This window comes from Mesorhizobium sp. ISC25 (genome assembly GCF_042295465.1).
Classification (GTDB): domain Bacteria; phylum Pseudomonadota; class Alphaproteobacteria; order Rhizobiales; family Rhizobiaceae; genus Mesorhizobium.
This window is the reverse complement of sequence record NZ_CP135442.1, coordinates 194,054-217,754: the sequence shown is the minus strand read 5'-3', so window position 1 is coordinate 217,754 and position 23,701 is coordinate 194,054. Positions and strand designations below refer to the sequence as shown.

Below are 23,701 nucleotides of genomic sequence, written 5' to 3'. Positions count from 1 at the left end.
GCTCACCTATAGTCGACGGCGGAGGCAGGCGCCAGAATGCGGCCGTTGCTCAAGATATGGCGCGGGTCGAACGCCTCCTTGATGCCGGCGGCCAGATCGAGCGTCACCGGATCGATGCGTTCGAGGAATGCCTTTTGCTTGACCCGGCCAATGCCGTGCTCGGCGCTGATCGAGCCGCCATAGCGGTCGACGACGGTGAAAATCTCGGCTTCCGCCTCTTCGAACAGATGCTCGATCTCGTCCGGTGCCATGCCTTCCGGCGGCACCACGTTGAGGTGGATGTTGCCGTCGCCGACATGTCCGTAGGTGACGGCCAGCGCGTCGGGCCGGGCCTTCTCCAAGGCCACCAGCGCATCCTTGACGAAATCGGCGAGCCTGGAGATCGGCACTGAGACGTCGGTGCGCAGATAGCGGCCGCCCCTGCCTTGCCGCTCGACCATGATCTCGCGATAAAGCCATAACCGCTCGGCCTGCGCCCGCGTCGAGGCGATGATGCCGTCCTCGACAATGTCGTCGACGCTACCAAGGAAGCCGAGCAACATGCTGTTGAGGTCGATCAGTCCGCCGGACGAAACCTCGATCAGCACATAGGCCGGATAGGGCTTGCCGAGCGGTTCGGCAAAATCCTGGCCTTCGCGCATGGTGATTTCGATGCCGACGCGCAGGATCAGTTCGAAGGCGGTGAGCAGGTCGCTGCAGTCGCGCCGGGCGCGGGCATAAAGCGCCATCGCGTCCTCGACGGAGCGCAGGCCCACCAAGGCGGTTTCGATCTGCGTCGGCTTGGGAAACAGTTTCAGCGCCGCGGCGGTGACGATGCCGAGCGTGCCTTCCGAGCCGATGAAGATCTGCTTCAGATCATAGCCGCGATTGTCCTTGCGCAGCACCTTCAGCCCGTTCCAGATTCGCCCGTCGGCCAGCACCACTTCGAGACCGAGCACGAGGTCGCGCGTCATGCCGTAGCGCAGCACATTGAAGCCGCCGGCATTGGTGGCGACATTGCCGCCGATGCGGCAACTGCCTTGCGCGCCGAAAGTGATCGGCAACAGGCAATCGCTCTCCTCCGCGACGCGCTTGGCGTCTTCGAGGATGCAGCCGGCCTCGACCACCATGGCAAAGTCGATCGGGCTGATCGAGCGGACCTTGTTCATGCGCTCCAGCGAGATGACGACCTCGCCGCCATCTGCCGCCACCGCTGCCCCGACGAGCCCGGTCAGGCCGCCTTGCGGCACAACCGGAATGCGCTCGGCATGACAGAACCGCATCAGCGCTGACATCTCCTCGACCGAAGAGGGACGCGCCACCGCCAGCGGTCGACCGTAATGGTCGCCCGACCAGTCGCGGCTGTAGCGCGCCAGGTCCGCTGCCTCGGTCAGCAGCCCGCCATTCGGCAGCACGCCGGCCAGGGCTGCGATCAGCGATGCGGAGGTTGGCGGCACGGCATTCATGGATTGGCTCTGGACCCCTCGGGAAAACGACTGGACAAATACTGGCGTTGTCGTATTATCATACAACCCTGATTGAGAACATCAAGCGAGGCCATCTTGCCGCCAAGCGTTCGATGTGGATGATCAGACTCGCAAATCCCTGAATTCGGAGGACCTCCCCAATGAGCGACGCCCCAGGCTTTCGCTATATGCACACCATGATCAGGGTGCTCGACCTCGACAAGTCGATCGCCTTCTACACCGAAGTGCTCGGCATGACCTTGCTGCGCCGCGACGACTATCCCGGCGGCAAGTTCACCAACGCCTTTGTCGGCTACGGTCCCGAGGACAAGGAAGCCGTCGTCGAACTGACGCTGAACTGGGGGCGCGAGGAACCCTATGAGATAGGCACCGGCTTCGGCCATCTGGCGCTCGGCGTCAACGACATCTATGCCGTCTGCGCGGAACTGGAAAAGCGCGGCGCCAAGATCCCGCGCAAGCCCGGCCCGATGCAGCATGGCACCACCCACATCGCCTTCGTCGAAGATCCGGACGGCTACAAGATCGAACTGATCGGCCTCGACACGATGTAGTGAGTTCAGGCCGGACCGCATCGGCGTCGCGCCGATGCGGTCCCGTCCTGTCCGCGCTTGCTTGGGAGGCGGGATCACTTGATGACCGCGATCTTGCTGCGGTCGATGGTGATGGCGACGGCGGCAATGAGCACCGCGCCGAACACCATGTTTTCCAGGAAAATGTTGACGCCGACAAAGGTCATGCCGATGCGCACGATCGAGATGATCAGCGCGCCGACCGCCGTGCGCGCGACGCCGCCCAGCCCGCCGGTGATCGCCGTGCCGCCGACAATGACGGCGGCGATGGCTGGCAGCAGCAGCTGGTTGGCCAGCACCGGCGAGCCGCTCGACAGCCTGGCTGCCAGCACGACGCCGGCGACAGCTGCGAGCATGCCGGAGGCGGCGAAGGCGATGATCTTGGTGCGGTCGACATTGATGCCCGCTGCCCAGGCCGCCGGTTCGCCGGCGCCGACCGCGATCGCCTGGCGGCCGAAGCGCGTGTAGCGCAGCGCCAGAAAGGCGGCGATGCCGATAACCGCCGAAATCAGCACCACCACCGGAATGCCGACGACGGTGGCGTTGATCCAGGCGGTGTTTTCGCGACCACCCTCCTCGATAGTGATGGCGCGGCCGTTGGAAACCCAGAGCGCCAAACCGGTGACCACGCCGCCGGTGGCGAGAGTCGCCACGAAGGATGGCACCCGCAGCTTGACGTGGACGACGCCGCTCAGGATGCCGAAGGCAAGGCCGGACAGGATCGCCACCGGAAAGGCGGCAAGGCCGAGCGAGGGCAGCAATTGCGCCAGGATGACGCTGGCCAGCGACGCCACGGCCTGGATCGACAAATCGATGCCGCCGAGCAGGATGGCGAACGTGACGCCGGTCGCCAGGATGAACAGCACGGCAGTGTTGGCAAACAGCAGCGCCACGGTCTCGCCGGTGAGGAAGCCGGGCGCGGCGATCTCGATGATCAAAAGCAACGCGACCAGCAGGACCAGCGGAATGGCGCCTTGCGTCCACTTGCCTTCGAACACCCGCTTGATGGAGAACGGTTCATTCATCGGCTCACACCATCGCTCGTAACAAATCGACCTGTTTGGGCTTGTTGCCCGGACTGGCGTCGAAGCGCGCGGTGATCTCGCCGTCGCGCATCACCAGCACCTGGTGCGACAGGCCGATCGTCTCCTCCAGCGTGTCGGAAATCAGCAGGATCGCCACGCCTTGCGCCGAGAGATCGCGTACCAGCTCGTAGACTTCCTCCTTGGCGCCGACATCGAGGCCCCGCGTCGGATGGTCGAGCACCAGTATGCGCGAACCCGCTGTCATCCAGCGTGCCAGCACCACCTTCTGCTGGTTGCCGCCGCTGAGCTTGCGGCAGGCGGCGTCGGGACCCGGCGCCTTGATGCGCAGCCGCTTGATCCAGTCGGCGGCGAGCCGGCGCTCCTTGCCATAGTCGATGGCGCCATGGCGCATGACGCTGGAAAGATCGGCGAGCGAAATGTTTTCCGCGATCGACAGGAACATCACCAGACCTTCGAGCCGACGCTCGCGCGGCACGTAACCGATGCCCTTGCGCACCGCCGGTTCCGGCGAGGCGAAGCGCACAGCGTCACCGGCGATTTTCATCTCGCCGGCATCATGCTGCACGAAGCCGCCAACGGTGCGCGTCACCTCCTCGCGGCCGGAGCCGACGACGCCGGCAATGCCGACGATCTCGCCGGCCCGGATCGAGAGATCGACGCCGTGATAGAAGCCGTTGGCGCCAAGGCCCTTGGCCTCGACCATGACGGTATCGCGCGGCGCCAGCTGGCGCGCCTCGCGATAATACTCAGCCTGCAGGCCGCGCCCGACCATGATCTCGTGCAGCTCCGGTGCGGTGACCTCGGCAGCGCGATGCTCGGCAACGACCGCGCCATCCTTCATCGTGTAGACGCGGTCGGAGATGTTGAGCACCTCGTCGAGGCGGTGCGAGACGAAGACGAAGCTGGCGCGGGATTTGAGCGAGCGCACGCGCGCGAAAAGCACCTCGATGTCGGTGGCGTTGAGCACCGAGGTCGGCTCGTCCAGCAGGATGAGCAACTGCCGCTCAACCACTTCCTCCAAGGTGAGCGCCTTGGCAAGCTCGACCATCTGGCGCGCGGCGAAGGTGAGTTCGGACGTCCGCGCCGTCACATCGATGTCGATGCCGATCTTGCCCAGCTGCCGCCGTGCCGCCGCGTTCATGGCGCGCCAGTTGACGAGGCCGAAACGGGTGAAGCGGTCCTCCTCGCCGAGATAGATGTTTTCGGCGACCGTCAGATTGAGCACCAGCGACTGTTCCTGGAACACCATGCCGATGCCGTGCCTGGCCGCGTCGCGCGGGCTGCGCATGCGAAGCTGTTCTCCGTCCAGCGTCACGCTGCCGCCGTCCGGCCGGTAGCTGCCGGCCAGCACACGCATCAGTGTCGACTTGCCGGCGCCGTTCTCGCCGATCAGCCCGACCACCTCGTTCGGCCGCACCTCGATTGAGACGTCGCGCAAGGCATGGACGCCGGGAAAATTCTTGATGATGCCTGATGCGTTCAGCATGGCGCTCACTTGACGATTCTCAGGCGCACACGGTCGAGCGACAGCGCCACCGCGGCGATGATCATCAGACCCTGCACCGTCTGCTGGATGTAGGGCGAAATGCCGAGCAGGATCATACCGTTGGCGAGCACCGTGACGATCAGCACGCCGATCAGCGTGTTGACGACGCCACCTTCGCCGCCGGTCAGCGCCGTGCCGCCGACGACCACGGCTGTCACGGCGGCAAACAGCCTGCCGTCGCCGATGACGGCATGCGACTGGCCAAGCTGCGCGGCGGCAAGGACACCTGATATGCCGAAGAAGAAACCGGCCAGCGCAAAGGCGGTGATGCGCACGCGTACCACGTTGACGCCGGAGAGCTTGGCCACGTCCTCATCGCCGCCGATCGCCAAGATGTGGCGGCCGAGCTTGGTGTGGTACTGGATGACGGCGGCGAGCAGGAACGCGCCAAACGCGACCCAGACCGCGAGCGGCAGGCCGAGGAAACGGTGCAAGGCGAGGTCGCGGATCGAGGCGTCGTTGAGCTTGATGGCCGAGCCGCCAAGCATGTAGACCGACAGGCCGAGGCCGATGAACCACATGCCGAGCGTGCCCATGAAGGACGGGATGCGCAGCATGGTCTGGACGAGACCGCTGACAAAGCCCATCGCGGTGCCGGCGACGACAGCGGCGAGCACCGCCCACCAGCCATAGTCGTTGCTATTGCCGTCATTGGCGGCGAGCAGCACGAGCACCATCGCTGACACAGACAGAGTGCCTTCGACCGACAGGTCGATGCTGCCCATCAGGATGATGAAGGTCAGCCCCATCGCCAGCGTCAGCGGCACGGCGGCGGAGTTGGCAAGCCGCACCAGATTGCGGACTTCGATGAAATTAGGATTGGCGATGGCGATCAGGACGCAGAGCACAATCAGCACCGCCAACGGCGCCAGGCTGCGCCAGCGCCTGCCGCCGAACACAGCGGCGATACGGCCGGGGATCAAACTCATGGAAGTCGTCCGCTCGATGTCCGAAACGGACTTCAGGGGTTCTGTATGGATTGTCAAGAAACCGCTTCCCGTCTGCTGGTGACAGCCGTCGCGACAAGGGGATCGCGACGGCTGCGGGAGGAAGCGGGCCGCCAGGGAGTTGCAGCCCGCTCCGGTTGATTAGGTGCGGATCGCTCCGGTCACCCGGCCCCATAGATCGTTCCAGTCGATCTCGGGCTTCGCGTCGACATTGGTCTTGTAATATTCCTCGACATTGTCGTGCGAGATCAGCACCGCCTTGCCGTAGAATTCGCGATGCTCCGGCGGTTCCTTGGTCGGGTCGAACTTGCCGATCTTGGCGTTGTAGCCGATGGCGAGACCCATGCCGCCCTGCCAGAACGGATCCGATGTGACGGTGCAGGCGAACTCGCCGGTGCGCACCGCGTCGACCGCCGTCTTGATGCCGTCGACACCGACGATCGGCACCTTGCCAGCGAGGTTTTCGGCGCGCAGCGCTTCCAACGCGCCGGAGCCCATATCGTCATTGGCGGCCCAGATGCCCTTGATGTCGTCGCCGAAGCGGGTGAGCAGATTGCCCATCAGGTCGAAGGCCTCGGTCGATTTCCAGTTGGCGACCTGGAAATCGAGCAGCTTGATATCGGGGTTGGCCGCGAGTGCGGCGTCGAGGCCCTTCTTGCGTTCGATCGCCGCGGTGGTCGAGATCAGGCCGCCGAGTGCTACGATGCCGCCCTTGCCGCCGATGGTCTTAAACAGGATCTCGGCGATGGTCTTGCCGCTCGAGATGCCGTCGAACTCGATGTGGGAAACATAGTTCGGGTTGAAGTCCTTCGGATGCAAATCCGGCGGCTTGTTCCACTGGGTCACGACATAAGCGCCGGCCTTGGCGCAGGCTTCGACGATCGGGCGAGCGTCCGGCGTATCGTTGGGGTCGGAATTGAGCACCATGTTGCCGCCGGTCTTGGCGAGCATCGCCTTGATGTCGGCGATGCCTTTTTCACTGTTGCCTTCCGAAACCAGCGTGACGTGCTCGAGCCCGGCCCATTTGGCGTAGGCCTCGGCGCCGGTCTTCCACACCGCGTGATACGGGTTGGAGAGCGAGCGGATCGATGTCACCAGCGTCGGCTTGTCCTGCGCGCGCAACACCCTTGGCATGGCGAGCGCCGCCACTCCGGCCGTGGCGCCCAGCATCAGTGTCCGGCGGCTGACCGTGCCGGAAAGCGTTAAACTCTTCGTGTCCTTCATTTTTTAACCTCCCGATTGAAATCTGTTTCCGCCCGGCGCCTCGCGCGGGAAGCGCGGCCGGGCTTCCGATCGATGGGTTGTCAAGTTCCTCCACTTGTACGACAACCCTTCAACACGATAACCATACCCTTTCTCTTGACGCGACACAAGCGACTTGACATCGTCACGCGTAAGCGCGGGCGAGAATTTTCGGCTTGGGTATGAGAGGAAGAATGCCGGACTACATCATCGTCGGCGGCGGCTCGGCCGGCTGTATTCTCGCCGCCAGGCTGAGCGAGGATGCAGGCCTGTCCGTCGTCCTGCTCGAGGCCGGCCCGCCCGACACCGACCGCTACATCCATTTGCCGGTCGGCTTCTTCAAGATGACGTCGGGGCCGCTGATCTGGGGCTATGACACGGCGCCCGGCAAGGCGATCGACGGCCGCACCATGGTCTATCCGCAGGCGCGTGTGCTCGGCGGCGGCTCCTCGATCAATGCCCAGGTGTTTACGCGTGGCTGCCCTGAGGATTACGACGGCTGGGCGACTGAGGATGGCTGTGTGGGCTGGAGCTATGCTGACGTGCTGCCCTATTTCGTCCGCTCCGAGGGCAATGACACATTCGCCGACCCGCAGCACGGCATTGACGGCCCGCTCGGCGTCTCCAGCGGTGCGCCGCATCCGCTGACACGGGTCTTCGTCAAGGCGGCGCAGCAGGCCGGCCTTCCCTTCCGCGCCGACTTCAACGCCGGTGAGCAGGCGGGCGCCGGCTTCTACCAGACGACGACGCGCCGGGGGAAACGGTCGAGCACGGCAGTCGCCTATCTCAAGCCCGCGCTTGGCCGCAAGAATTTGACACTGCGCACCGATGCCACCGTCAGCCGCATCGTGGTCGAGAACGGCCGCGCCATCGGCGTGGAGATCATCGCCAATGGCCGTACTGAATTGTTGCGTACCGGACGCGAGGTGATCGTCACTGCCGGCGCCATCGGCTCGCCGAAACTTCTGATGCTGTCGGGCATCGGCCCCGCCGCACATCTCGGTCAGCATGGCATCAAAGTGATCCACGATTCCAAAAGCGTAGGCCAGAATTTGCACGATCACATGGATGTCGACGTCGTTGCCGAACTCAACGGAGCGCATGGCATCGACCGTTACAAGAAGAAGCGCTGGCAGGCCGTCGCCGGTCTCGAATATGCGCTGTTCGGCAAGGGGCCGGTGGCCTCCAACATCGTCGAAGCCGGCGGCTTCTGGTGGGGCGACCGCGCGGAGAAAACGCCTGACATCCAGTTCCACTTCCTGCCCGGCGCCGGCGTCGAGGAGGGCATCGGCTCGGTGCCCGGCGGCAATGGCTGCACGCTGAACTCCTACCATGTTCGCCCCCGTTCGCGCGGCAGCGTCACGCTCAAGTCGGCCGATCTGCGCGACGCACCGATCATCGATCCCAACCCGTTTGCCGAGCGCTACGATCTCGAACGCGCCATTGACGGCATCGAGATCAGCCGCGAGATCCTGTCGCAGCCGGCCTTCGCCAAATACATCAGCCGCGAACATCTGCCGGGCGCGGCCATCCAGGGCCGCGCCGCACTCGAAGCTTTCGCCCGCGAACACGGCCGCAGCGCCTATCACCCGGTCGGCACCTGCCGCATGGGCGGCGATGCCGGCAGCGTGGTCGATCCCGAGCTTCGCGTGCGCGGTCTGCAGGGGCTGCGTGTCTGCGACAGCTCGGTCATGCCAAGCATCGTGTCGTCCAACACCAACGCCGCCGTCATCATGATTGCGGAGAAAGCGGCGGATTTGATCGCCGGGCTGAAGGTGCCCGCCTGATCGTTCACTCCTTTGGAAACATCTCGCGCGGCGGAAAACCGTCGCGGCTGTAGTCGACGACGATGAACTTGCCGCCCTGGTAGCGCTCGACCACCGGGTTGTCCGTCACCTTGCCGCGCACGCGTTCGGCCTGGTTGTCGGAACTGTCGAGCGGCGCCCAGCCGAGCTTGTCCCTGGCATCGTGCCGCCAGAAACCGCGGCTGTTGTTGGACTGGCCCCAGATGACCGAGCAATCGACTTGTTCGGCCGTGGCACATCGCTCGATCAGGCGCACAAAATCGTCATGCGATATCCAGGTCGACAGGATCCTCTCATCCGGAACTTCCGGGAGTACCGAACCGATGCGGATCAGCACGCTTTCGACCGCGTGCTTGTCGAAGTAGAGCCGCGCCAGCATTTCGCCATAGGCCTTCGACAGGCCGTAATAGCCGTCGGGTCTGAGCAGGCAGTCCTGGTCGAGAATCTCGGTGCGCTCGTAAAGGCCGACCGCATGCACGGAAGACGGAAACACCACCCGCGCCTTCTCCCGGCGCCCCGCCTCGTAAATGTGAAAGGCGCCGCGGAAATTGGGGCCGAGCACGGTCTCGAACGACTGCTCGGTGGAGATGCCGCCGAAATGCAGGATCAGGCCGCAACCCTGCGCGAGATCGTCCACCGCCTGCTGATCCTCGATATCGGCAATGGTGAAGCTGGCGTTCTTTGGCAGCCGCATCGGCAACGGCACTAGATCGGTGAGCCGCAACGTCCAGCCCAGCGCCGCGAGCCTGGCTGACAGGAGCCGTCCGATTGTGCCGGAGGCTCCGGTCAACAGCACCGGTTTTTCCGGGATCATCACGCTCTGCCCTTTCGCCGAGACGGCAGATATGTTCGCCCCGATGCGGCAAGGCCAAGGAAGATTGCGCGCGGCGATGGTGCTGGAAATCTTATCATATCACCAGACAAATAATAGGTTGCCAAGAAACGCGGTTCGTTTATTGCTTGGGGACGATGAAACGTTCCTTTGGCCTTCCCCCGCAGATCAGCCGCACGGCGCAGGTTGCCGACTGGTTTGCGCGCGAAATACGTGCCGGTCATTTGACCAGCGGCGAGAAATTGCCGACCGAGCAGAAGTTGATCGCGCAATTCGGCGTCAGCCGCACGGTGATCCGCGAGGCCATGGCGTCGCTGCGCTCCGAAGGGCTTGTGGTCAGCCGCCAAGGCTCGGGCGTGTTCGTCGCCGACCACGCGGCCAACACCACATTCCGCATCATTTCCGACGAGCTTCACTCGCTGACCGAAGTCCAGAACGTGCTGCAGCTTCGGCTCGCGGTGGAACAGGAAGCCGCGGGCCTTGCCGCCGAGAAGCGCGGCGAGGACGATCTTGCCCGCATGCGCGACTGTCTCGATGCCATCGACGCTTCGATCGCCGCCGGCGAAAGCGCCATCGAACCGGACTTCGCCTTCCACCGGGCGATCGCGTCCGCCACCGGCAATCCTTATTTCGAACGCTTCATGCATTTCCTCGGACCCGTCCTCATTCCGCGCCAGTTGATGCGCCCGCGGGACGAGACGCCTGAGCAGCGGCGGCATTATCTCGAGCAGGTCCAGATGGAGCACCGCCGCATCTACCAGGCGATCGAGCGGCAGAATGTCGAAGCCGCCCGCTTCACCTTGCGCGAGCATCTGGAAGCCGGACGCGAGCGCTACCGCCGCATGGTCGACGGCTAGGCCTGACGCGCGACCACACCCGACCTTCGATCCGCCCGACCGACCCATCAGACCTTACGCCAGCTCCGCGACCGGCATCTTGCAGGACTGCATGAGCGCGCTGAGCTGACGCTCTTCATCGGCGGTCAGATCGAGAAGCGGCGACCGCACCGGCCCGCAGTCGATGCCGGCAATGCGCGCGCCCGCCTTGACGATCGACACGGCATAGCCGGCGCGGCGGTTGCGGATGGCGAGATAGGGCAGGAAGAATGAGCGGATGAGATCGCCGACTTCCGCCACACGTCCAGCGCGCAGAGCGTTGAAGAAACGCAGCGCAATCTCCGGCGCGAAATTGTAGATCGCCGAGGAATAGGTCGTCATGCCGATGGCCGCCGCCGCGCTCGCATGGACCTCGGCCGTCGGCATGCCGCCGATGAAGACCAGCCGGTCGCCCATTCGGTAGCGCGTTGCGGTGAGGAGTTCGATATCGCCGACGCCATCCTTGAAGCCGATCAGGTTCGGGCAATCCTGCGCCACACGCTCGAGCGTCTCGGGCGTCAGAATGGCATTGTCCCTGTTATAGGCAATCACGCCGATGCCGACGGAGCGGCAGATGGCGGTGAGATGACGGCGCAGACCTTCCTGCTCGGATTTGACCAGATAGGGCGGCAGCACTAGCAGACCGTCGGCGCCGTTGGCTTCGGCGGCCTTGGCGAACTCCACCGCCATATGGGTGCCATAGCCGACACCGGCCAGCAGCGGCATGGTGTCGGGAACCTCGTCGGACGCCGCCCGCACCACGCGCTTGTATTCTTCCAGCGTCAGCGAAAAGAACTCGCCGGTGCCGCCGGCGGCGAAAAGCCCGCTCGCTCCGGCAGCGCCTTGCGCCGCGACATGGGCACGATAGCCGTCTTCGTTGAAAGCGCCGTCATCGTCGAAAAAGGTCAGCGGAAAGGACAGCAGGCCGCGGCCAAGGGATTTGGTCAGTTCAGTGGGTGAGAACGTCAAGACGAATACTCCATGCAAGACGCCGGCAAGTGGGAGGTCTTGCCGGCAAGGATTTTGGCAGCCGCTGCCGGCGGCTGGTTCATACGAGGCCGGGCCGGACTTCGGCCGCGGCGGCTTCGATCGCCCTGGTGCCCAGCCCCGACTTGACGATGCGGATCAGTTCTTCCTCGCTGGTCTCGGCCGTGGAGGCGTCTAGCGCGACCTCGCCCGCATGCAGGAAGTTGATGCGGTCGCAGACCTCAAAGATCTGGTTGTAATTGTGGACGATCAGGATCACCGAGACCTGACGCTGCCGGCGCAGACTCTGGATCAGGCCCAGCACATGCGCGCTCTCGCGCACGCCGAGTGCCGCCAGCGGCTCGTCAAGCACCAGGATCTTCGGCGACGAATAGATCGAGCGGGCGACCGCGATGCACTGGCGCTGTCCGCCCGACAGGAGATCGACCGTGCTGTTGACGCTGGGGATCGTGATGCCAAGCGTATCCAGGTAAAGCTGCGCCTGTTCGCGCATCTTCCTGTTGTCGAGCAGGTTCAGCCCAAGGAAGCGCTTGTGATACTCGCGGCCCAGGAACATGTTGTGGAAGACGCTGAGGTCGCCGACCAGCGCCAGATCCTGATAGACGGTTTCGATGCCTTGCGCGCGCGCATCGCGTGGCGAGGCGAAGCGCACTTCCTTGCCTTGCGAGACGATCGTGCCGGTGTCGGGCTGGTGGAAGCCGGACAGGATCTTGATCAGCGTCGACTTGCCCGCGCCATTGTCGCCGACCAGGGCCAGGACTTCACCCTGGCGCAATTTGATCGAGACGTCGACTAGTGCGGTGACGGCGCCGAAACTCTTGGAGATGTTGGTCATCTCCAGCACGGTCGGCGCACCGGCTGCGAGTGGTGGAATGGTGGTCTGCGTGTTCATACCCGCCTCCGTGTGCGCAGGCGGTCGACCTGAATGCTGAGGATCATGGCGGCGATGATGGCCGCGCCGAGATAGATGTCGGACACGGTGGCCTGGGCGCCGATCATCACCAGGCCGTTGTTGAGCGAGGCGACGACGAAGGCGCCGATCAGCGCGCCGATCACGGTGCCGGAGCCACCGAGCAGCGAGGTGCCGCCGATGACCGCCGCCGCAATCGCCTGCAAGGTGAGAAACGGACTGCCGGCCTGCGGATCGGCGGAGGTAAACTGGGCTGTGTTGATGATGCCGGCAAAGGCAGCGAAGCCGCCTGCGATCATGAAATTGTAGATCTTCATGCGATCGGTGCGCACGCCGATCTCGCGCGCACCGATGATGTTGGAGCCGGTGGCAATCGTGTGCAGGCCGAATGTCGTGCGGGAGAGCACCAACGCCAGGACCAGCACCAGCACCACCGCCCACAGGAAGGGCGTGAAGGCCGTGATGCCGTGCAACGAGAACAGGCCATCCGAGGGCTGGTAAAGGCTCTGGCCGAAGATGGCGTTGAAGGGCTGCTCGACCGGCGCCACGATCGGCTGGCTGTTGTAGATCGAGACGACGATGCCTTGCAGGAAGAACAGCATGCCGACCGTGGTGATCAGCGACGGCACCTTGAAGCGTACCGTGATGATGCCGTTGATGGCGCCGACCAGCACGCCGATCAGCACGCCCATGAGCGCGCCGACGGCCAGCGGCACACCCCAGGTGACCGACAGCAGCGCCATGACATAGGGCGCGATCGAGAAGATGGCGCTGAGCGACAGGTCGATCTCGCCGGTGATCATCAGCATGACTTCCGCCGCGGCGATCAACCCGAGCCGGCCGGTGTCGCGCAGCACCACACTCATGAATTGCGGTGACAGGAACCCACCATCGCTGCCGAGCTGGAAATAGATCACCAGCACGATGGCGACGACGGCGATACTCGCCTCGCGATAGCGGGACAAAAGGATGAGCAGCCTTTCCGTCATCGTGTGTGGGACCTTGACGACAACGGCAGTCTTCCTGGCTTTTGCGGTGGCGATGGGCTGCACTCTTGTCTTCCTGATTTCGAATTCTAGGCGCAAAGGCGGGTCGGCAAGGGCAAACCAACCGCCCCGATCGGCAGCCGACGGTGCCCTCGCCACGTCATAAGAAAATGATGCGGCGAGGGCGGGAGTTCACCAGGACTGCGTCAGGTCGGCTCGACGTCGCTGCGGCCCTCGAAGCGGGACTTGCCGACATAGGCTTCGACATTGTCCTTGGTCACATAGGCCTGGCTGGTATCGCTGTTGGCCGGGCCGACGAGACCGCCCGACAGCTTGTAGAGATACATCTGCTGGACCGGCAGGAAGCCCTGCAGATAGGCCTGCTGGTCGGTGGTGAAGTTGACATCGCCGGCCTTGATGAAGTCCAGCGTCTGCGGAAACAGGTCGAAGCCGGCAACCGCGCCGCCGGCCTTCACCAGGCCGTATTTGTTAGAGACGAAACCGCAGGCATAGGTGTCGGAACCGCCGGTGCCGAACAGGCCGTTGACGGTCTTGTGGCTGAGATAATAGCTCTCGACGCGCGAGATTTCCGTTGCCGGATCCGGACCGGTGTTGACGACATCGTAGGTGACGCCGCTGCCGCTGTCCTTGATCGCCTGGATGTAGCCGTCGAGACGCGGCTGCGTGTTGAGCGAACCCGGCACGCCGATCGACAGCATGACATGGCCACCCTTGGGGATGAGCTTCAGCCACTTCAGCGCCGAGTTGTAGCCCGACTGGTAGAGCGGCTGGCCGACATAGGACAGGCGCTTGTTGGGGCTGCCGACCGGCACGTCGGCGTTGAAGGCAACCACAGGAATGCCGGCTTGGGCCGCCATGTCGGTGGCGGCATCGAAAGCCGTCGGATCGACCAAGCATACCGCAATGCCATCCGACTTCTGCGCGATCGCCGTCTGCATGGCGCTGACCATTTCGGAGACGACGTTCTTCTGCGAACCTGTCCACTGGTAACTGCAGCCGAAGGCCGCGCAGGCATCCTGGATGCCATAGACGGTCGGCGTGAAGAACTGATCCAGCGTCACGTGGCAGACGAAGTGGAACTTGTAGGGCTTCTTCGGCAGGCCGGGCGATGAGTCCGCTGCCTTTGCCGCGCTGATGCCGCCGGCAAGACCGCCCAGTCCGCTGGCAAGGCCGGCGGCACCGAGGCCGAGTTTCCCGGCCAGTGCGAAAGCACTCCGCCGACTGATGGCGGCACTCACCATCTGTTTTTTCGTTTCGTTGTCCACTTGGTTCCTCCCTCTTCGTTTTGCGGGCTTGCCCACATTTGTCGTCTGGTTACATTGTTATATGACAACTTTTGTGTCAATGGTTTTTCGACACGGTTTTTCGCCGGGCCTTTTGCGGTCGGAAACACAGGGCAGGAAGACGGCGCGTCGCCGGAACGATGGACGACACGGATTACAGGAAGAGAACATGGCTGAAATCGAATTCAGGGCTGTCGCGAAGAATGGCCTGAAGGTGACGACGATCGGGCTTGGCGGCACAGGGCTCGGCAACATGTACCGCGCCGTCGATACGGACGCGGCGGTCAACACTGTGCAGGCGGCCTACGACAATGGCATCCGCTATTTCGACACCGCACCCGTCTATGGCTTCGGCGTCAGCGAGACGCGTCTCGGAATGGCCATCAAGTCGCTGCCCCGCGCGGAGATCGTCATTTCGTCCAAGATCGGCTACGACCTCGTGCCGATCCCGCCCGAAGAATTGAAGCCGGCGCTGTGGGACCAGCCCGGCTCCTTCCGCGCCGAGTTCGACTATTCACGCGATGCCGTCATGCGCTCGCTCGAAGGCACGCTGAAGCGCCTCGACACCGACTATGTCGACATGGTCTCGATCCACGATCCCGACGAAGCCATCCATTTCGGCCCCGGCGAAGATCCCTATGCCAGAAGCCGTTTCAAGGAAGCCATGGATGGCGCCTATCCGGCGCTTGACGAGTTGCGTTCACAAGGCGTCATCAAGGCGGTCGGCGTCGGCATCAACCAATGGCAGATGCTGTCCGATTTCGTCGTCGCCGGCGCCTTCGATTATTTCCTGCTTGCCGGCCGCTACACGCTGCTCGAACAGGAACCATTGGCGACCTTGCTGCCGCTGTGCGAACAGCGCGGCACCAGGATCATCATCGGCGGCCCTTACAATTCCGGTATCCTGGCCACGGGCGCCGTCAAGGGCGCAACGTTCAACACCAGGCCGGCACAGGCTTCGGTGCTTGAGCGCGTTCGCCGGATCGAGGCAGTCTGCGTCCGCTATCATGTATCGCTGCCGGCGGCCGCTCTTCAATTCCCCCTTGGGCACCCCATCGTGTCTAGTGTCATCCCCGGTGCGCGGTCGGTCGAGGAACTGAAACAAAACCTAGCCTACTTGGGCGAGGATATTCCGACGGCTTTGTGGACCGATCTCAAGCAAGAGGGGGTGATCGATACTGACGCCCCCGTTCCCGGAGCGATGTAAGCGACATGAAAGTTAAGCCAGTCGCAGTGTCGCGGCGCGACGCAACAGCCATTTCAACCGTCGCTTACCTCACAGAGCGGCCACCGCATCGTCATTACTGGCTTGGTATGCGGATCGGTCCCACGTCAAGCCGACGACCGCTTGAAGCTCCTTCGGGGCTACGGCTTGCTAACTCGATTGGTTGGTCGCGGGTCTAGTTGGCCTTCAACTGGCCGAAGCGGTTTGCGGCAATCCAGCCGGGGCGCCGATACTGAAATCTTTCCGCGCTTGGTTACAATCTCTTCAGACAGAGGGCCTGCCGCTCGAAAATTGGCAGTGCATCACACTACCAAAAATTCGTTGCTATCGTCTCCGCGGTGAGTTCAGTTTGCATTTCGGTTCGTCCGTCGAGCGCGGGCGTGGGTTCGGTGCTCTCACGGCTGGACGTCTCGACGTCCTTGTCCACAATGCGCGCATCGCCCCCGAAGAGGCAGCATCTCAATTCGCAGATTCTCGGTGCTGGAAGAATTGCAGGAAAAGTTCCCTCTCGGTTGTGATGTCGAGCCTCTCATAAATGCGGTGACCGGAGATTACGAACGCTGCGTAGCTACGCTCGACCACACACAGCTCAAAGCGTGCGTCTGGGCTGGGCGGTCGAGTTTACCCGCAGGGTCGGTGCGGCGACTGCCACATAACACCTTGGGGTTATGGTCGCGCTGCGCCGGCTAAGTCATGTTCGCTTCATCTTGAAAGAAATGCGAACGGAAGCCTTGGCGGAACAATTCGATCTCAAGCCCGCCTCGGCCTCCGGAATTAGCATCGGACACAACCCTCCGGAGGCGGAACCATGAACGACACAATCAAACTCGACCGCGCGCTCGGCCTCTGGTCCGTCGTGCTCTTCGGCCTCGCCTACATGACGCCGATGATCGTCTTCGGCACGTTTGGCGCGCTGGCGACGGCAAGTCAGGGAACGACGGCGATGGCCTATCTGGTCGCGGCCGCAGCCATTCTGTTGACGGCCATCAGCTACGGCGTCATGGCGCGCGTCTATCCGGTTGCCGGATCGGCCTATACCTACGCCCGCCGGTCGATCAATCCCAGCATCGGCTTCCTCGTCGGCTGGGCTGTTCTGCTCGACTATTTCTTCCTGCCGATGGTGATCTGGCTGATTGGTGCTGCCTATCTCGCCGCGGCTTTTCCGGCGGTACCGACCTGGGTCTGGATCATCGGGTTCATCGCAGTGACGACGCTGGTCAATGTCGTTGGCATCGCCTTTGCCAACCGCGTCAACTTCATCCTGATGCTGGTGCAACTGGCCGTGCTGTTCGTTTTCCTGGTGCTGGCAGCGCGCTATGTCATCGCGCTCAGCGGCCCCGGCGGACTGGTCTCCGTCACGCCCTTCTTCAAGACCGGCGTGCCGTTCTCGGCCTCGGTCGCCGGTGCCGCCATCGCAGCTTACTCCTTTCTCGGTTTCGACGCCGTGTCGACGCTGACGGAAGAGACCAGGGATGCCCGGCGCACCATGCCGAACGCGATCCTGATCGTCGCGCTTGCCGGCGGTTTCATCTTCATTATCTCGGCCTATCTCACGCAACTGGCCCATCCAGGTGTGGAGTTCGCGTCGGTTGACGCTGCCGCCTCCGAAATTGCAAAGGCGATCGGCGGTGACCTCTTCGTGACGATCTTCCTGGCAACGCTGGTGGTGGCGCAGTTCACCTCGGGTCTTGCCGCGCAAGCGAGTGTCGGCCGGCTGCTCTACGCCATGGGCCGCGATACCGTGTTACCGGTGTCTTTCTTCGGCAGCCTGCATCCAAAATGGCACACGCCGATCCTGAATCTGATCCTGGTCGGTGTGGTCGGCCTTGCGGCGCTGACCATGGACGTCACGACCTCGACCTCGTTCATCAATTTCGGCGCCTTCCTCGCCTTTACCGCCGTCAACGTCTCGGTGATCGCGCTGTACCTCCGGCGCGACCAGCATGTCCATCCGCTCGGCGTGCTGATCGGTCTCGTCATCCCGGCGCTCGCGGCAGTCTGCGACCTCTTCCTGCTGTGGAACCTCGATGAAAATGCCAAGGTCCTCGGCCTCGTCTGGCTGGCCGTCGGCGTGGTCTATCTCGCCTACCTCACGAGCTTCTTCCAGAGCGCGCCGCCGGAAATGGATTTCGCTGAATAGCAAAACACTGAGACCCGGCGTACCGGGTCTCAGCCGTTGCGTTCAAGGGAATCGATCGGTGCGCTCAGATCCGTATCTTGTTCGTATCGTCATCTCGAAACCGTTCCACATTTTTGGGCGACTTGCATCAAGCCAGGAACAGCCGGAACAGCTCGGCCTGGCTCGAGATGGCCAACTTGGAATAGACCTGCCGGCGATGAACCTTGACCGTGTTGGGCGACAGCGAAAGCACTGCGGCGAGCGAGAGGTTGGAATGTCCCTTGAGGATCAGGGTGACGATTTCAAGCTCGCGCCTGGTCAGCAGCGGGTGCTCGATCCTCACCGCGGGTGCTGCGTTCTTGATGTCGAGCGAAAGGCTGGGAACGTGAAACCAGTGCCGTGCCGCCAACGCGCAAACCACGGGCGCGGCGGACCTCAACCGCTCCAGATCCTCAGTGGCAAAGAGCGACGCGGTGCCGGTCCTGGACAGCGAAAGCACGCCGATGAAACCGTTTTCCAGTTGCAGCACGAAACCGATCTCGTCGACGATCTCGGTCGTGGCGTAGTGCTGGCGGTGATATTCGGTCTGCAGGAAGTCGTCTGGCGCCAGCTCCCGCATGACGATCATGCGCTGGCTGCGATCGCTTCGTACGGCATCATAGAACGGGTCCAGTACATAGGCACCGGCGAGGTAGTGGTCGACGATGACCGAGCGCACGGCCACGATCTTGTCATTGTAGAGATCGAAGGCATGGCCGTCCGGCGAATAGAGGAAGCCGTTCATCATCTGGAAGGGCGCAAGCAGGCGCAAAGCCGCCGCCAGCGCGTCGGGAAATCCGCGCGTGCCGATCGCCGCCGCCGCCGCGCCGAGGCTGGCATTCCAGACATCGAAGGACGGATGCCGGGCTCCGGCTGCGGACTTCATGGCGACGGCAAGCCTCTTCTTCGGGCGCTTGCGAAACTGGGCAGGTCCCGCGGTACAGAACAAGCACGCTTTCCCGTTCACGCGCAATCACCCGTTTCGGAAGCCGCTGGAGACCCATGCCATGACCCATCCACTGGACCTGACCGCCGATGAGATCGCCAACGGCATCCGCTCTGGCGCGTTCAGCGCCGAGGCCGTCGTGGCCGAGTCGATCCGTCGCGCCAGAGCCGTCAACGAAACGCTCAATTCATTTGCCGTCATTCGCGAGGACCAGGCGCTGGAAGTGGCGCGGCGCGCCGACCAGGCCGTGGCGCGTGGCGAGGCGACCGGGCTATTGCACGGCGTGCCGTTCGCAGCCAAGGATCTGACGCCGACCGCCGGCGACCTGACGACGCTCGGATCGTGGACGAGGGGAGATTGGGTGCCGTCCGGGACGGCGCTTTGCATCCGCCGCCTGGAGGCGGCCGGCGCAATCCTGATCGGCAAGACGACGACGCCTGAATTCGCCTTCTCCAGCTTCACCAACAGCCCGCGCTGGGGCATCACCCGCAATCCGTGGAATCCCGAGCGCACCAGCGGCGGCTCCTCGGGCGGGTCGGCGGTCGCCGTGGCGATGGGCGTCGTACCGTTCGCCGAAGGCACTGACATGGGTGGGTCGGTCCGCATTCCGGCGGCCTTCTGCGGCGTCGTTGGATTGAAGCCGAGTTTCGGGCGCATCCCGATGACCATCCTGCCCAGCGTCTTCGACAACATCTCGCATTTCGGGCCGCTGGCGCGCAGCGTCGCCGATGCCACCGCTTTCATGGCGGCAACGTCGGGCGGCAGCGACGAGGACATTTCCTCGCTGCCGATCACATTCGACGTCTCTGCAACAAGAACGGAGGGTCTTGCAGGCAAGCGCTTCGCGCTGTCGATCGACCTTGGCTACTACGCCATCCAGCCGCAGGTGGAAGCCGTCGTCAGGCGGGCCGTTGCCGAGATGCGCAAGGCCGGAGCCATCGTCGAAGAGGTGCCGATCGCCTGGACGCGCGCCGTCAATGACGAGTGGTTTGATCTCTGGTGCGTATTCATGTCGGCCTTTTTCGGCGACGAACCCACCGGCCATCGTCACCATATGGATCCTGCCGTCGTCTCGATGATCGAACGCGGCCTGACGATGAACGCGACCGCCTACAAGCGTATCGAACTGCTGCGCACTTCGATGTGGCGCGATTTGGCCATGCTCTATGAACGCTACGACGCGCTGCTGTGCCCGACCTGCGCCATCACGGCGCCACCGGTGGGCCACACCGACGATGACTATAGCTTGACGTTGCCTGACGGTCGCTTCAAAGGGCTCGACATGACGTGCCCCTTCAACATGCTGCCGCAATTGCCGGCGCTGTCGCTGCCCATTGGATGGGCGGCCGACGGCTTGCCGGTCGGCCTGCAGATTGTCGGACGGCGCTTCGCCGACGAACAAGTTCTTTCCTATGGTGCCGCTCTCGAAGCGGTTTCTTTTGCATCCGGCATTGATGCCCTGCGGATGCCGGCATAGTGACCGCAAGCCCGCAGGCCGCTGGAGCAAGTTCCTGGGTTGGACACGCGTATCGCGGTGGAATGATTGGCGAAATCATCCGCAAAGCTGATTTCGGCCGACGCGGCGCGCGATGATCGATGATCAAGGCGGGACTTATGAAAAAGTAGGATGGGCGTTCGTTGTTGCTGTTTTGACAGGTTCTAAGTCAGCCGTTGTCCAGCGGTGTCGAACAAGCAGACGCGATCGGCCTGTGGCTGCAGCCATATGGTTTCGTCAGGTTGCACGCTCATCCGCTCGTGAAACATCGTCACCACGGTCTGTCCCCCAACGCTCGCGGTCACCTGCGTTTCGGGGCCGAGCGGCTCGACGGCCACGATCCGGGCCGGGATACCTGAGCCTGCCGGGGCGATGGCGAAGTATTCCGGCCTGATGCCGTAAATGGCTTCCGTACCGGGTGACCTTGAAACGCTGGCGGGCAGCGGCAGCACGATACCATCATTGGTCTTGAAGATAGGCCGTCCGACGGCGCTGTCGAACCGGCCTTTCAGCAGGTTCATCGACGGCGAGCCGATAAATTCAGCAACGAACATGCTTTGCGGGTCGTCGTAGAGATCGAGTGGGCGGCCGACCTGCTCGATACGGCCGCTGTTCATCACCACAATCCGATCAGCCATGGTCATGGCTTCGACCTGGTCGTGGGTCACGTAGACAATGGTCGTGGCAAGCCTGCGGTGCAGGCTCTTGATTTCAGCGCGCATGGCCACGCGCAGCTTTGCGTCGAGATTGGAGAGCGGCTCGTCGAACAGGAAGACCTGTGGTTTGCGCACGATCGATCGACCCATGGCCACACGCTGGCGCTGGCCGCCTGAGAGCTGGCGCGGATAGCGATCGAGAAGCGGCGTCAGGCCCAGTATCTCAGCGGCTTCCGCAACCCGCTTCTGTTTCTCCGCCTTGGGCGCGCCGGCCAGCGTCAGCGAAAACGCCATGTTTTCGGCCACCGTCATATGCGGATAGAGCGCGTAGTTCTGGAACACCATGGAGATGTCGCGCTGCTTGGGAGGCAGATCGTTGACGACCCGCCCGCCGATGCCGATCGTCCCGCCGGTGATGTTCTCCAGCCCCGCGATCATCCGCAACAGCGTCGATTTTCCGCAGCCGGACGGGCCGACGAGCACGACGAACTCGCCGTCGCGGATGTCGACGGAGACACTATGAAGCACCTCGACCGGACCATATGCCTTGCGGGCTTTGTCGATCGTGACGTTCGCCATCAGACGGCTCCGATCCGGATCTCGTTGGACGACAGGGCGCCTTCGTGCACCAGCAAACCGATGCCGCCGTCGCGGAAAGCCTCTGGGCTGTTGTCTTCCACAGAAAGCGATGTGCCGTCGGCCTCGAAGGTGATCCGGTCGCCCTTGGCCGCCACTTTCATCGATATCGATTTCTCGAATTCGGTGTTGAAGGCCGTCTCGGCGAGCACCTCGGTGTTCTCGTCGCGGACGCGAACGATTTGCATCTTGCCGTCGCGGGTGACGCGGCCGCCATAATAGCGGCGCAGGCCCTGGGCCCGGATGGCGAGACCGCCATAATTGCCGAGATGCATCATCACATCGCCGGACGCCTGGTAATCGGCCCACTGGCGCGTGCCATGGATGATGATGCCTTCGCCGCTGTTCTGCGAGATCCGGAATGCCGCCGGATAGCGCTTGGAGAAGAAGTCTGCGCCGTTGACCCAGGACATTCGCCAGAAATCGCCGTCGCCAGCCGGGCGCTTCAGCGTCAGCTCAGGCGTGCCATCCCACCGGACAAAGTCGATCAGCAAGCGGCCGTCGGCGCGCTTACCAGTGCTGGTAATCGCCAGGCCGAGCTCTGCAATCGGCTGGCCGCCGGTGTCCGGCAAAGCCCATTCCAGTACGGTCTCCTTGCCAGACTTGATGATCATGGGGGAGCCGTCGACATTGCATAGTTCGTCATGCTGGTCGTAAACGCGTGCACGCAGTCTTACCTCGACGGCGCCGCGGTTCTTTTGATCGGCAACGACCCGAGCGCGCACGACCTGGCCGGGATAGACAAGCGGCGTCGCCATCAGGTCGTAGGTGCGCATGTTGAGCATTTCGCGCGGCGAGAAGGTTGGGCTGGTCACGACCGCGACCTGGGTGGGGCCTAATGCCTCGTAGTCGATTGCGAGAGCACGGCTGCCCTCGAACTCGACATTGCTGACGCGCACCGCGCGGCTGACATCAAGGCCGGTCTGCGGCCTGAAGCCCTGCTGGCTGCCAGGCAGCGAGAAGTGGAACTGCGCACCGGTCTTCGGAGCGTCAAGCTTTTGGCTACCGGCCAATTGCAAGCCGAGATTGGTTAGGAAATAGGCTTGGCGAACCGCGTCGTTGATCGAGTTGCCGCCATCGGCGGACGAGATCAGCATGCGGTCTGCGATCGGCCCGCGCCAATCCGGTCCCTCATCCAGCCCTTCGAGCCCGTTCATGATGCCTAGCAGGCAGCCGACATTGCCGGCATTGCAATCGGTGTCCCAGCCCGACGTGTTGACGATCATCTGTGCCTTCTGGAAGTCTTGCGGCGCATAGAGCACGGCCATGATCATCAGCGCGTGGTTCGGCACGACGTGGCAGTTGCCGGGATATTTGTCGTAGCCATAGTGGTGCTCGATCCTCTGACGGGTGTCGCGCCAATCCGGATGCGCCTTGTGCCAGGCCCTGATATCGGCGATCAGCCTGGCGATCAGGCAGTCCTGAGGAATTTGCCTCAGACCGGTGTCGATCAGATTGTCGATGTCCGACGAGCCGAAGGCTTCGGCCTCCATCGCCGCCCAGAGCATGGCGGCGTAAACGGACTCGCCGTCATGGCTGACCTTGCCTGCCTGTTCAGCAAGCTTTGCGGCCAACTCCGGCTGGCGCGGTGCGACCATGGCCCAGCCGTCGATGAAGATCTGTGCACCGATCTGTTCGGCAACCGCCTGCCCGTTGGTTTCGATCGAACCGGAATGCGGGGCGGGCACGCCCTTCCTGAGGTTCAGCCACGCGGTATGTTCGGTGGAATTGCCGTTGCCGCCCCACCACAAGATCGTGCGGTCCTCGACGATGTAGTTGAGCCAGGCCTTGCCGATTTCCTCCGCCGAGAGGCTTGCCTTGATACCGTAGTCCTCCAGCGCGCGAACGAAGGTGAAGGTGCCGGCGACATCGTCGTCGGTGACCACGAGCGGTTGGTTCAGGCGCTCATGCACGTAGTATTCGATCGGACCCAGCTCCTCCATGATCTTCTGGTACGTCCAGCCCTCGAAAGGACGGCCGAGATAGACCCCCACCAATTTGCCGAGGACGCCGGCATAGACACGTTCGAGATAGTCGTTCGGAAACTGCATCATTCACTCCACAATTCGA

General features: G+C 63.2%; 19 protein-coding genes and 1 pseudogene. 6 read left to right on the top strand and 14 right to left on the bottom strand.

Annotation, left to right across the window (positions count from 1 at the left end; genetic code table 11):
• Positions 1-2: 2 nt before the first annotated feature.
• Positions 3-1,445 carry an FAD-binding oxidoreductase gene (locus tag RQ479_RS32940; protein ID WP_376706141.1) on the bottom strand — a complete coding sequence of 481 codons (1,443 nt, stop codon included), beginning with the start codon at positions 1,443-1,445 and terminating at the stop codon, positions 3-5.
• Positions 1,446-1,606: 161 nt separating this feature from the next.
• Here RQ479_RS32940 and gloA point away from each other — a divergent pair, with 161 nt between their 5' ends.
• Positions 1,607-2,017, top strand: coding sequence for a lactoylglutathione lyase (gene gloA / locus RQ479_RS32935; protein ID WP_019856614.1), 411 nt, complete (start codon positions 1,607-1,609; stop codon positions 2,015-2,017).
• 74 nt (positions 2,018-2,091) lie between these two features.
• Here the strand turns inward: gloA and RQ479_RS32930 are convergent, their stop codons facing one another.
• From RQ479_RS32930 to RQ479_RS32915, 4 genes are all read right to left on the bottom strand, one after another.
• Positions 2,092-3,060 (bottom strand): ABC transporter permease, encoded by a 969-nt coding sequence (locus RQ479_RS32930; protein WP_376706140.1) that lies wholly within the window; start codon positions 3,058-3,060, stop codon positions 2,092-2,094.
• A gap of 4 nt (positions 3,061-3,064) precedes the next feature.
• Positions 3,065-4,567: a sugar ABC transporter ATP-binding protein gene (locus RQ479_RS32925; RefSeq protein WP_376706139.1), complete on the bottom strand. Its 1,503-nt coding sequence runs from the start codon at positions 4,565-4,567 to the stop codon at positions 3,065-3,067.
• A 5-nt stretch (positions 4,568-4,572) separates the two neighbouring features.
• Positions 4,573-5,556, bottom strand: coding sequence for an ABC transporter permease (locus RQ479_RS32920; RefSeq protein WP_376706138.1), 984 nt, complete (start codon positions 5,554-5,556; stop codon positions 4,573-4,575).
• 159 nt (positions 5,557-5,715) lie between these two features.
• Positions 5,716-6,798 (bottom strand): sugar ABC transporter substrate-binding protein, encoded by a 1,083-nt coding sequence (locus RQ479_RS32915; protein WP_376706137.1) that lies wholly within the window; start codon positions 6,796-6,798, stop codon positions 5,716-5,718.
• A gap of 212 nt (positions 6,799-7,010) precedes the next feature.
• On the opposite strand from RQ479_RS32915, the gene RQ479_RS32910 reads away from it, so the two are divergent.
• Positions 7,011-8,603, top strand: a complete 1,593-nt coding sequence (locus RQ479_RS32910; RefSeq protein ID WP_376706136.1) for a GMC family oxidoreductase — start codon at positions 7,011-7,013, stop codon at positions 8,601-8,603.
• Positions 8,604-8,607: 4 nt separating this feature from the next.
• Here the strand turns inward: RQ479_RS32910 and RQ479_RS32905 are convergent, their stop codons facing one another.
• Positions 8,608-9,435 (bottom strand): NAD-dependent epimerase/dehydratase family protein, encoded by an 828-nt coding sequence (locus tag RQ479_RS32905; RefSeq protein ID WP_376706135.1) that lies wholly within the window; start codon positions 9,433-9,435, stop codon positions 8,608-8,610.
• Between the two features lie 155 nt (positions 9,436-9,590).
• On the opposite strand from RQ479_RS32905, the gene RQ479_RS32900 reads away from it, so the two are divergent.
• The gene (locus RQ479_RS32900) at positions 9,591-10,310 is read left to right on the top strand and encodes a FadR/GntR family transcriptional regulator (protein WP_376706134.1); all 720 of its coding nucleotides are present in this window, start codon (positions 9,591-9,593) and stop codon (positions 10,308-10,310) included.
• A 54-nt stretch (positions 10,311-10,364) separates the two neighbouring features.
• Here the strand turns inward: RQ479_RS32900 and kdgD are convergent, their stop codons facing one another.
• The 4 genes from kdgD to RQ479_RS32880 all read right to left on the bottom strand — a co-directional run bounded on the left by kdgD (position 10,365) and on the right by RQ479_RS32880 (position 14,497).
• Positions 10,365-11,297, bottom strand: a complete 933-nt coding sequence (gene kdgD / locus RQ479_RS32895) for a 5-dehydro-4-deoxyglucarate dehydratase (RefSeq protein WP_376706133.1) — start codon at positions 11,295-11,297, stop codon at positions 10,365-10,367.
• Between the two features lie 79 nt (positions 11,298-11,376).
• Positions 11,377-12,207, bottom strand: coding sequence for an ATP-binding cassette domain-containing protein (locus RQ479_RS32890; RefSeq protein ID WP_376706132.1), 831 nt, complete (start codon positions 12,205-12,207; stop codon positions 11,377-11,379).
• Positions 12,204-13,277 carry an ABC transporter permease gene (locus RQ479_RS32885; protein WP_376706131.1) on the bottom strand — a complete coding sequence of 358 codons (1,074 nt, stop codon included), beginning with the start codon at positions 13,275-13,277 and terminating at the stop codon, positions 12,204-12,206. Before RQ479_RS32885 ends, RQ479_RS32890 begins: the two co-directional genes overlap by 4 nt.
• 140 nt (positions 13,278-13,417) lie before the next feature.
• Positions 13,418-14,497, bottom strand: a complete 1,080-nt coding sequence (locus tag RQ479_RS32880; RefSeq protein ID WP_376706130.1) for a sugar ABC transporter substrate-binding protein — start codon at positions 14,495-14,497, stop codon at positions 13,418-13,420.
• A gap of 187 nt (positions 14,498-14,684) precedes the next feature.
• Between RQ479_RS32880 and RQ479_RS32875 the strand changes: the two genes are divergently transcribed.
• Entirely contained in the window at positions 14,685-15,722 is a 1,038-nt protein-coding gene (locus RQ479_RS32875; protein WP_376706129.1) for an aldo/keto reductase, read from the top strand.
• 477 nt (positions 15,723-16,199) lie between these two features.
• Here the strand turns inward: RQ479_RS32875 and RQ479_RS32870 are convergent.
• Positions 16,200-16,331, bottom strand: a pseudogene (locus RQ479_RS32870) (helix-turn-helix transcriptional regulator); the annotation flags it as partial.
• A gap of 217 nt (positions 16,332-16,548) precedes the next feature.
• Between RQ479_RS32870 and RQ479_RS32865 the strand changes: the two are divergent.
• Positions 16,549-17,880, top strand: coding sequence for an APC family permease (locus tag RQ479_RS32865; protein WP_376706128.1), 1,332 nt, complete (start codon positions 16,549-16,551; stop codon positions 17,878-17,880).
• Positions 17,881-18,007: 127 nt separating this feature from the next.
• On the opposite strand, the gene RQ479_RS32860 is transcribed toward RQ479_RS32865, so the two are convergent.
• The gene (locus RQ479_RS32860; RefSeq protein ID WP_376706127.1) at positions 18,008-18,847 is read right to left on the bottom strand and encodes a LuxR C-terminal-related transcriptional regulator; all 840 of its coding nucleotides are present in this window, start codon (positions 18,845-18,847) and stop codon (positions 18,008-18,010) included.
• 58 nt (positions 18,848-18,905) lie between these two features.
• Here RQ479_RS32860 and RQ479_RS32855 point away from each other — a divergent pair, with 58 nt between their 5' ends.
• On the top strand, positions 18,906-20,321 hold the full coding sequence (locus RQ479_RS32855; RefSeq protein ID WP_376706126.1) for an amidase: 1,416 nt from the start codon (positions 18,906-18,908) through the stop codon (positions 20,319-20,321).
• Between the two features lie 182 nt (positions 20,322-20,503).
• On the opposite strand, the gene RQ479_RS32850 is transcribed toward RQ479_RS32855, so the two are convergent.
• Together RQ479_RS32850 and RQ479_RS32845 are read right to left on the bottom strand one after the other, a co-directional pair.
• The gene (locus tag RQ479_RS32850) at positions 20,504-21,574 is read right to left on the bottom strand and encodes an ABC transporter ATP-binding protein (protein ID WP_376706125.1); all 1,071 of its coding nucleotides are present in this window, start codon (positions 21,572-21,574) and stop codon (positions 20,504-20,506) included.
• Entirely contained in the window at positions 21,574-23,682 is a 2,109-nt protein-coding gene (locus RQ479_RS32845) for an ADP-ribosylglycohydrolase family protein (RefSeq protein WP_376706124.1), read from the bottom strand. The genes RQ479_RS32850 and RQ479_RS32845 overlap by 1 nt, the downstream gene beginning before the upstream one ends.
• Positions 23,683-23,701: the final 19 nt, after the last annotated feature.

Bases quoted from the DNA above. Each gene is read 5' to 3' on its own strand.
- RQ479_RS32850 (WP_376706125.1), bottom strand. From the start codon at position 21,574: ATGGCGAACGTCACGATCGACAAAGCCCGCAAGGCATATGGTCCGGTC.
- RQ479_RS32900 (WP_376706134.1), top strand. From the start codon at position 9,591: ATGAAACGTTCCTTTGGCCTTCCCCCGCAGATCAGCCGCACGGCGCAG.
- RQ479_RS32865 (WP_376706128.1), top strand. From the start codon at position 16,549: ATGAACGACACAATCAAACTCGACCGCGCGCTCGGCCTCTGGTCCGTC.
- RQ479_RS32875 (WP_376706129.1), top strand. From the start codon at position 14,685: ATGGCTGAAATCGAATTCAGGGCTGTCGCGAAGAATGGCCTGAAGGTG.
- RQ479_RS32845 (WP_376706124.1), bottom strand. From the start codon at position 23,682: ATGCAGTTTCCGAACGACTATCTCGAACGTGTCTATGCCGGCGTCCTC.
- RQ479_RS32910 (WP_376706136.1), top strand. From the start codon at position 7,011: ATGCCGGACTACATCATCGTCGGCGGCGGCTCGGCCGGCTGTATTCTC.
- RQ479_RS32855 (WP_376706126.1), top strand. From the start codon at position 18,906: ATGACCCATCCACTGGACCTGACCGCCGATGAGATCGCCAACGGCATC.
- RQ479_RS32915 (WP_376706137.1), bottom strand. From the start codon at position 6,798: ATGAAGGACACGAAGAGTTTAACGCTTTCCGGCACGGTCAGCCGCCGG.
- RQ479_RS32925 (WP_376706139.1), bottom strand. From the start codon at position 4,567: ATGCTGAACGCATCAGGCATCATCAAGAATTTTCCCGGCGTCCATGCC.
- RQ479_RS32940 (WP_376706141.1), bottom strand. From the start codon at position 1,445: ATGAATGCCGTGCCGCCAACCTCCGCATCGCTGATCGCAGCCCTGGCC.
- gloA (WP_019856614.1), top strand. From the start codon at position 1,607: ATGAGCGACGCCCCAGGCTTTCGCTATATGCACACCATGATCAGGGTG.
- RQ479_RS32890 (WP_376706132.1), bottom strand. From the start codon at position 12,207: ATGAACACGCAGACCACCATTCCACCACTCGCAGCCGGTGCGCCGACC.
- RQ479_RS32920 (WP_376706138.1), bottom strand. From the start codon at position 5,556: ATGAGTTTGATCCCCGGCCGTATCGCCGCTGTGTTCGGCGGCAGGCGC.
- RQ479_RS32930 (WP_376706140.1), bottom strand. From the start codon at position 3,060: ATGAATGAACCGTTCTCCATCAAGCGGGTGTTCGAAGGCAAGTGGACG.
- RQ479_RS32905 (WP_376706135.1), bottom strand. From the start codon at position 9,435: ATGATCCCGGAAAAACCGGTGCTGTTGACCGGAGCCTCCGGCACAATC.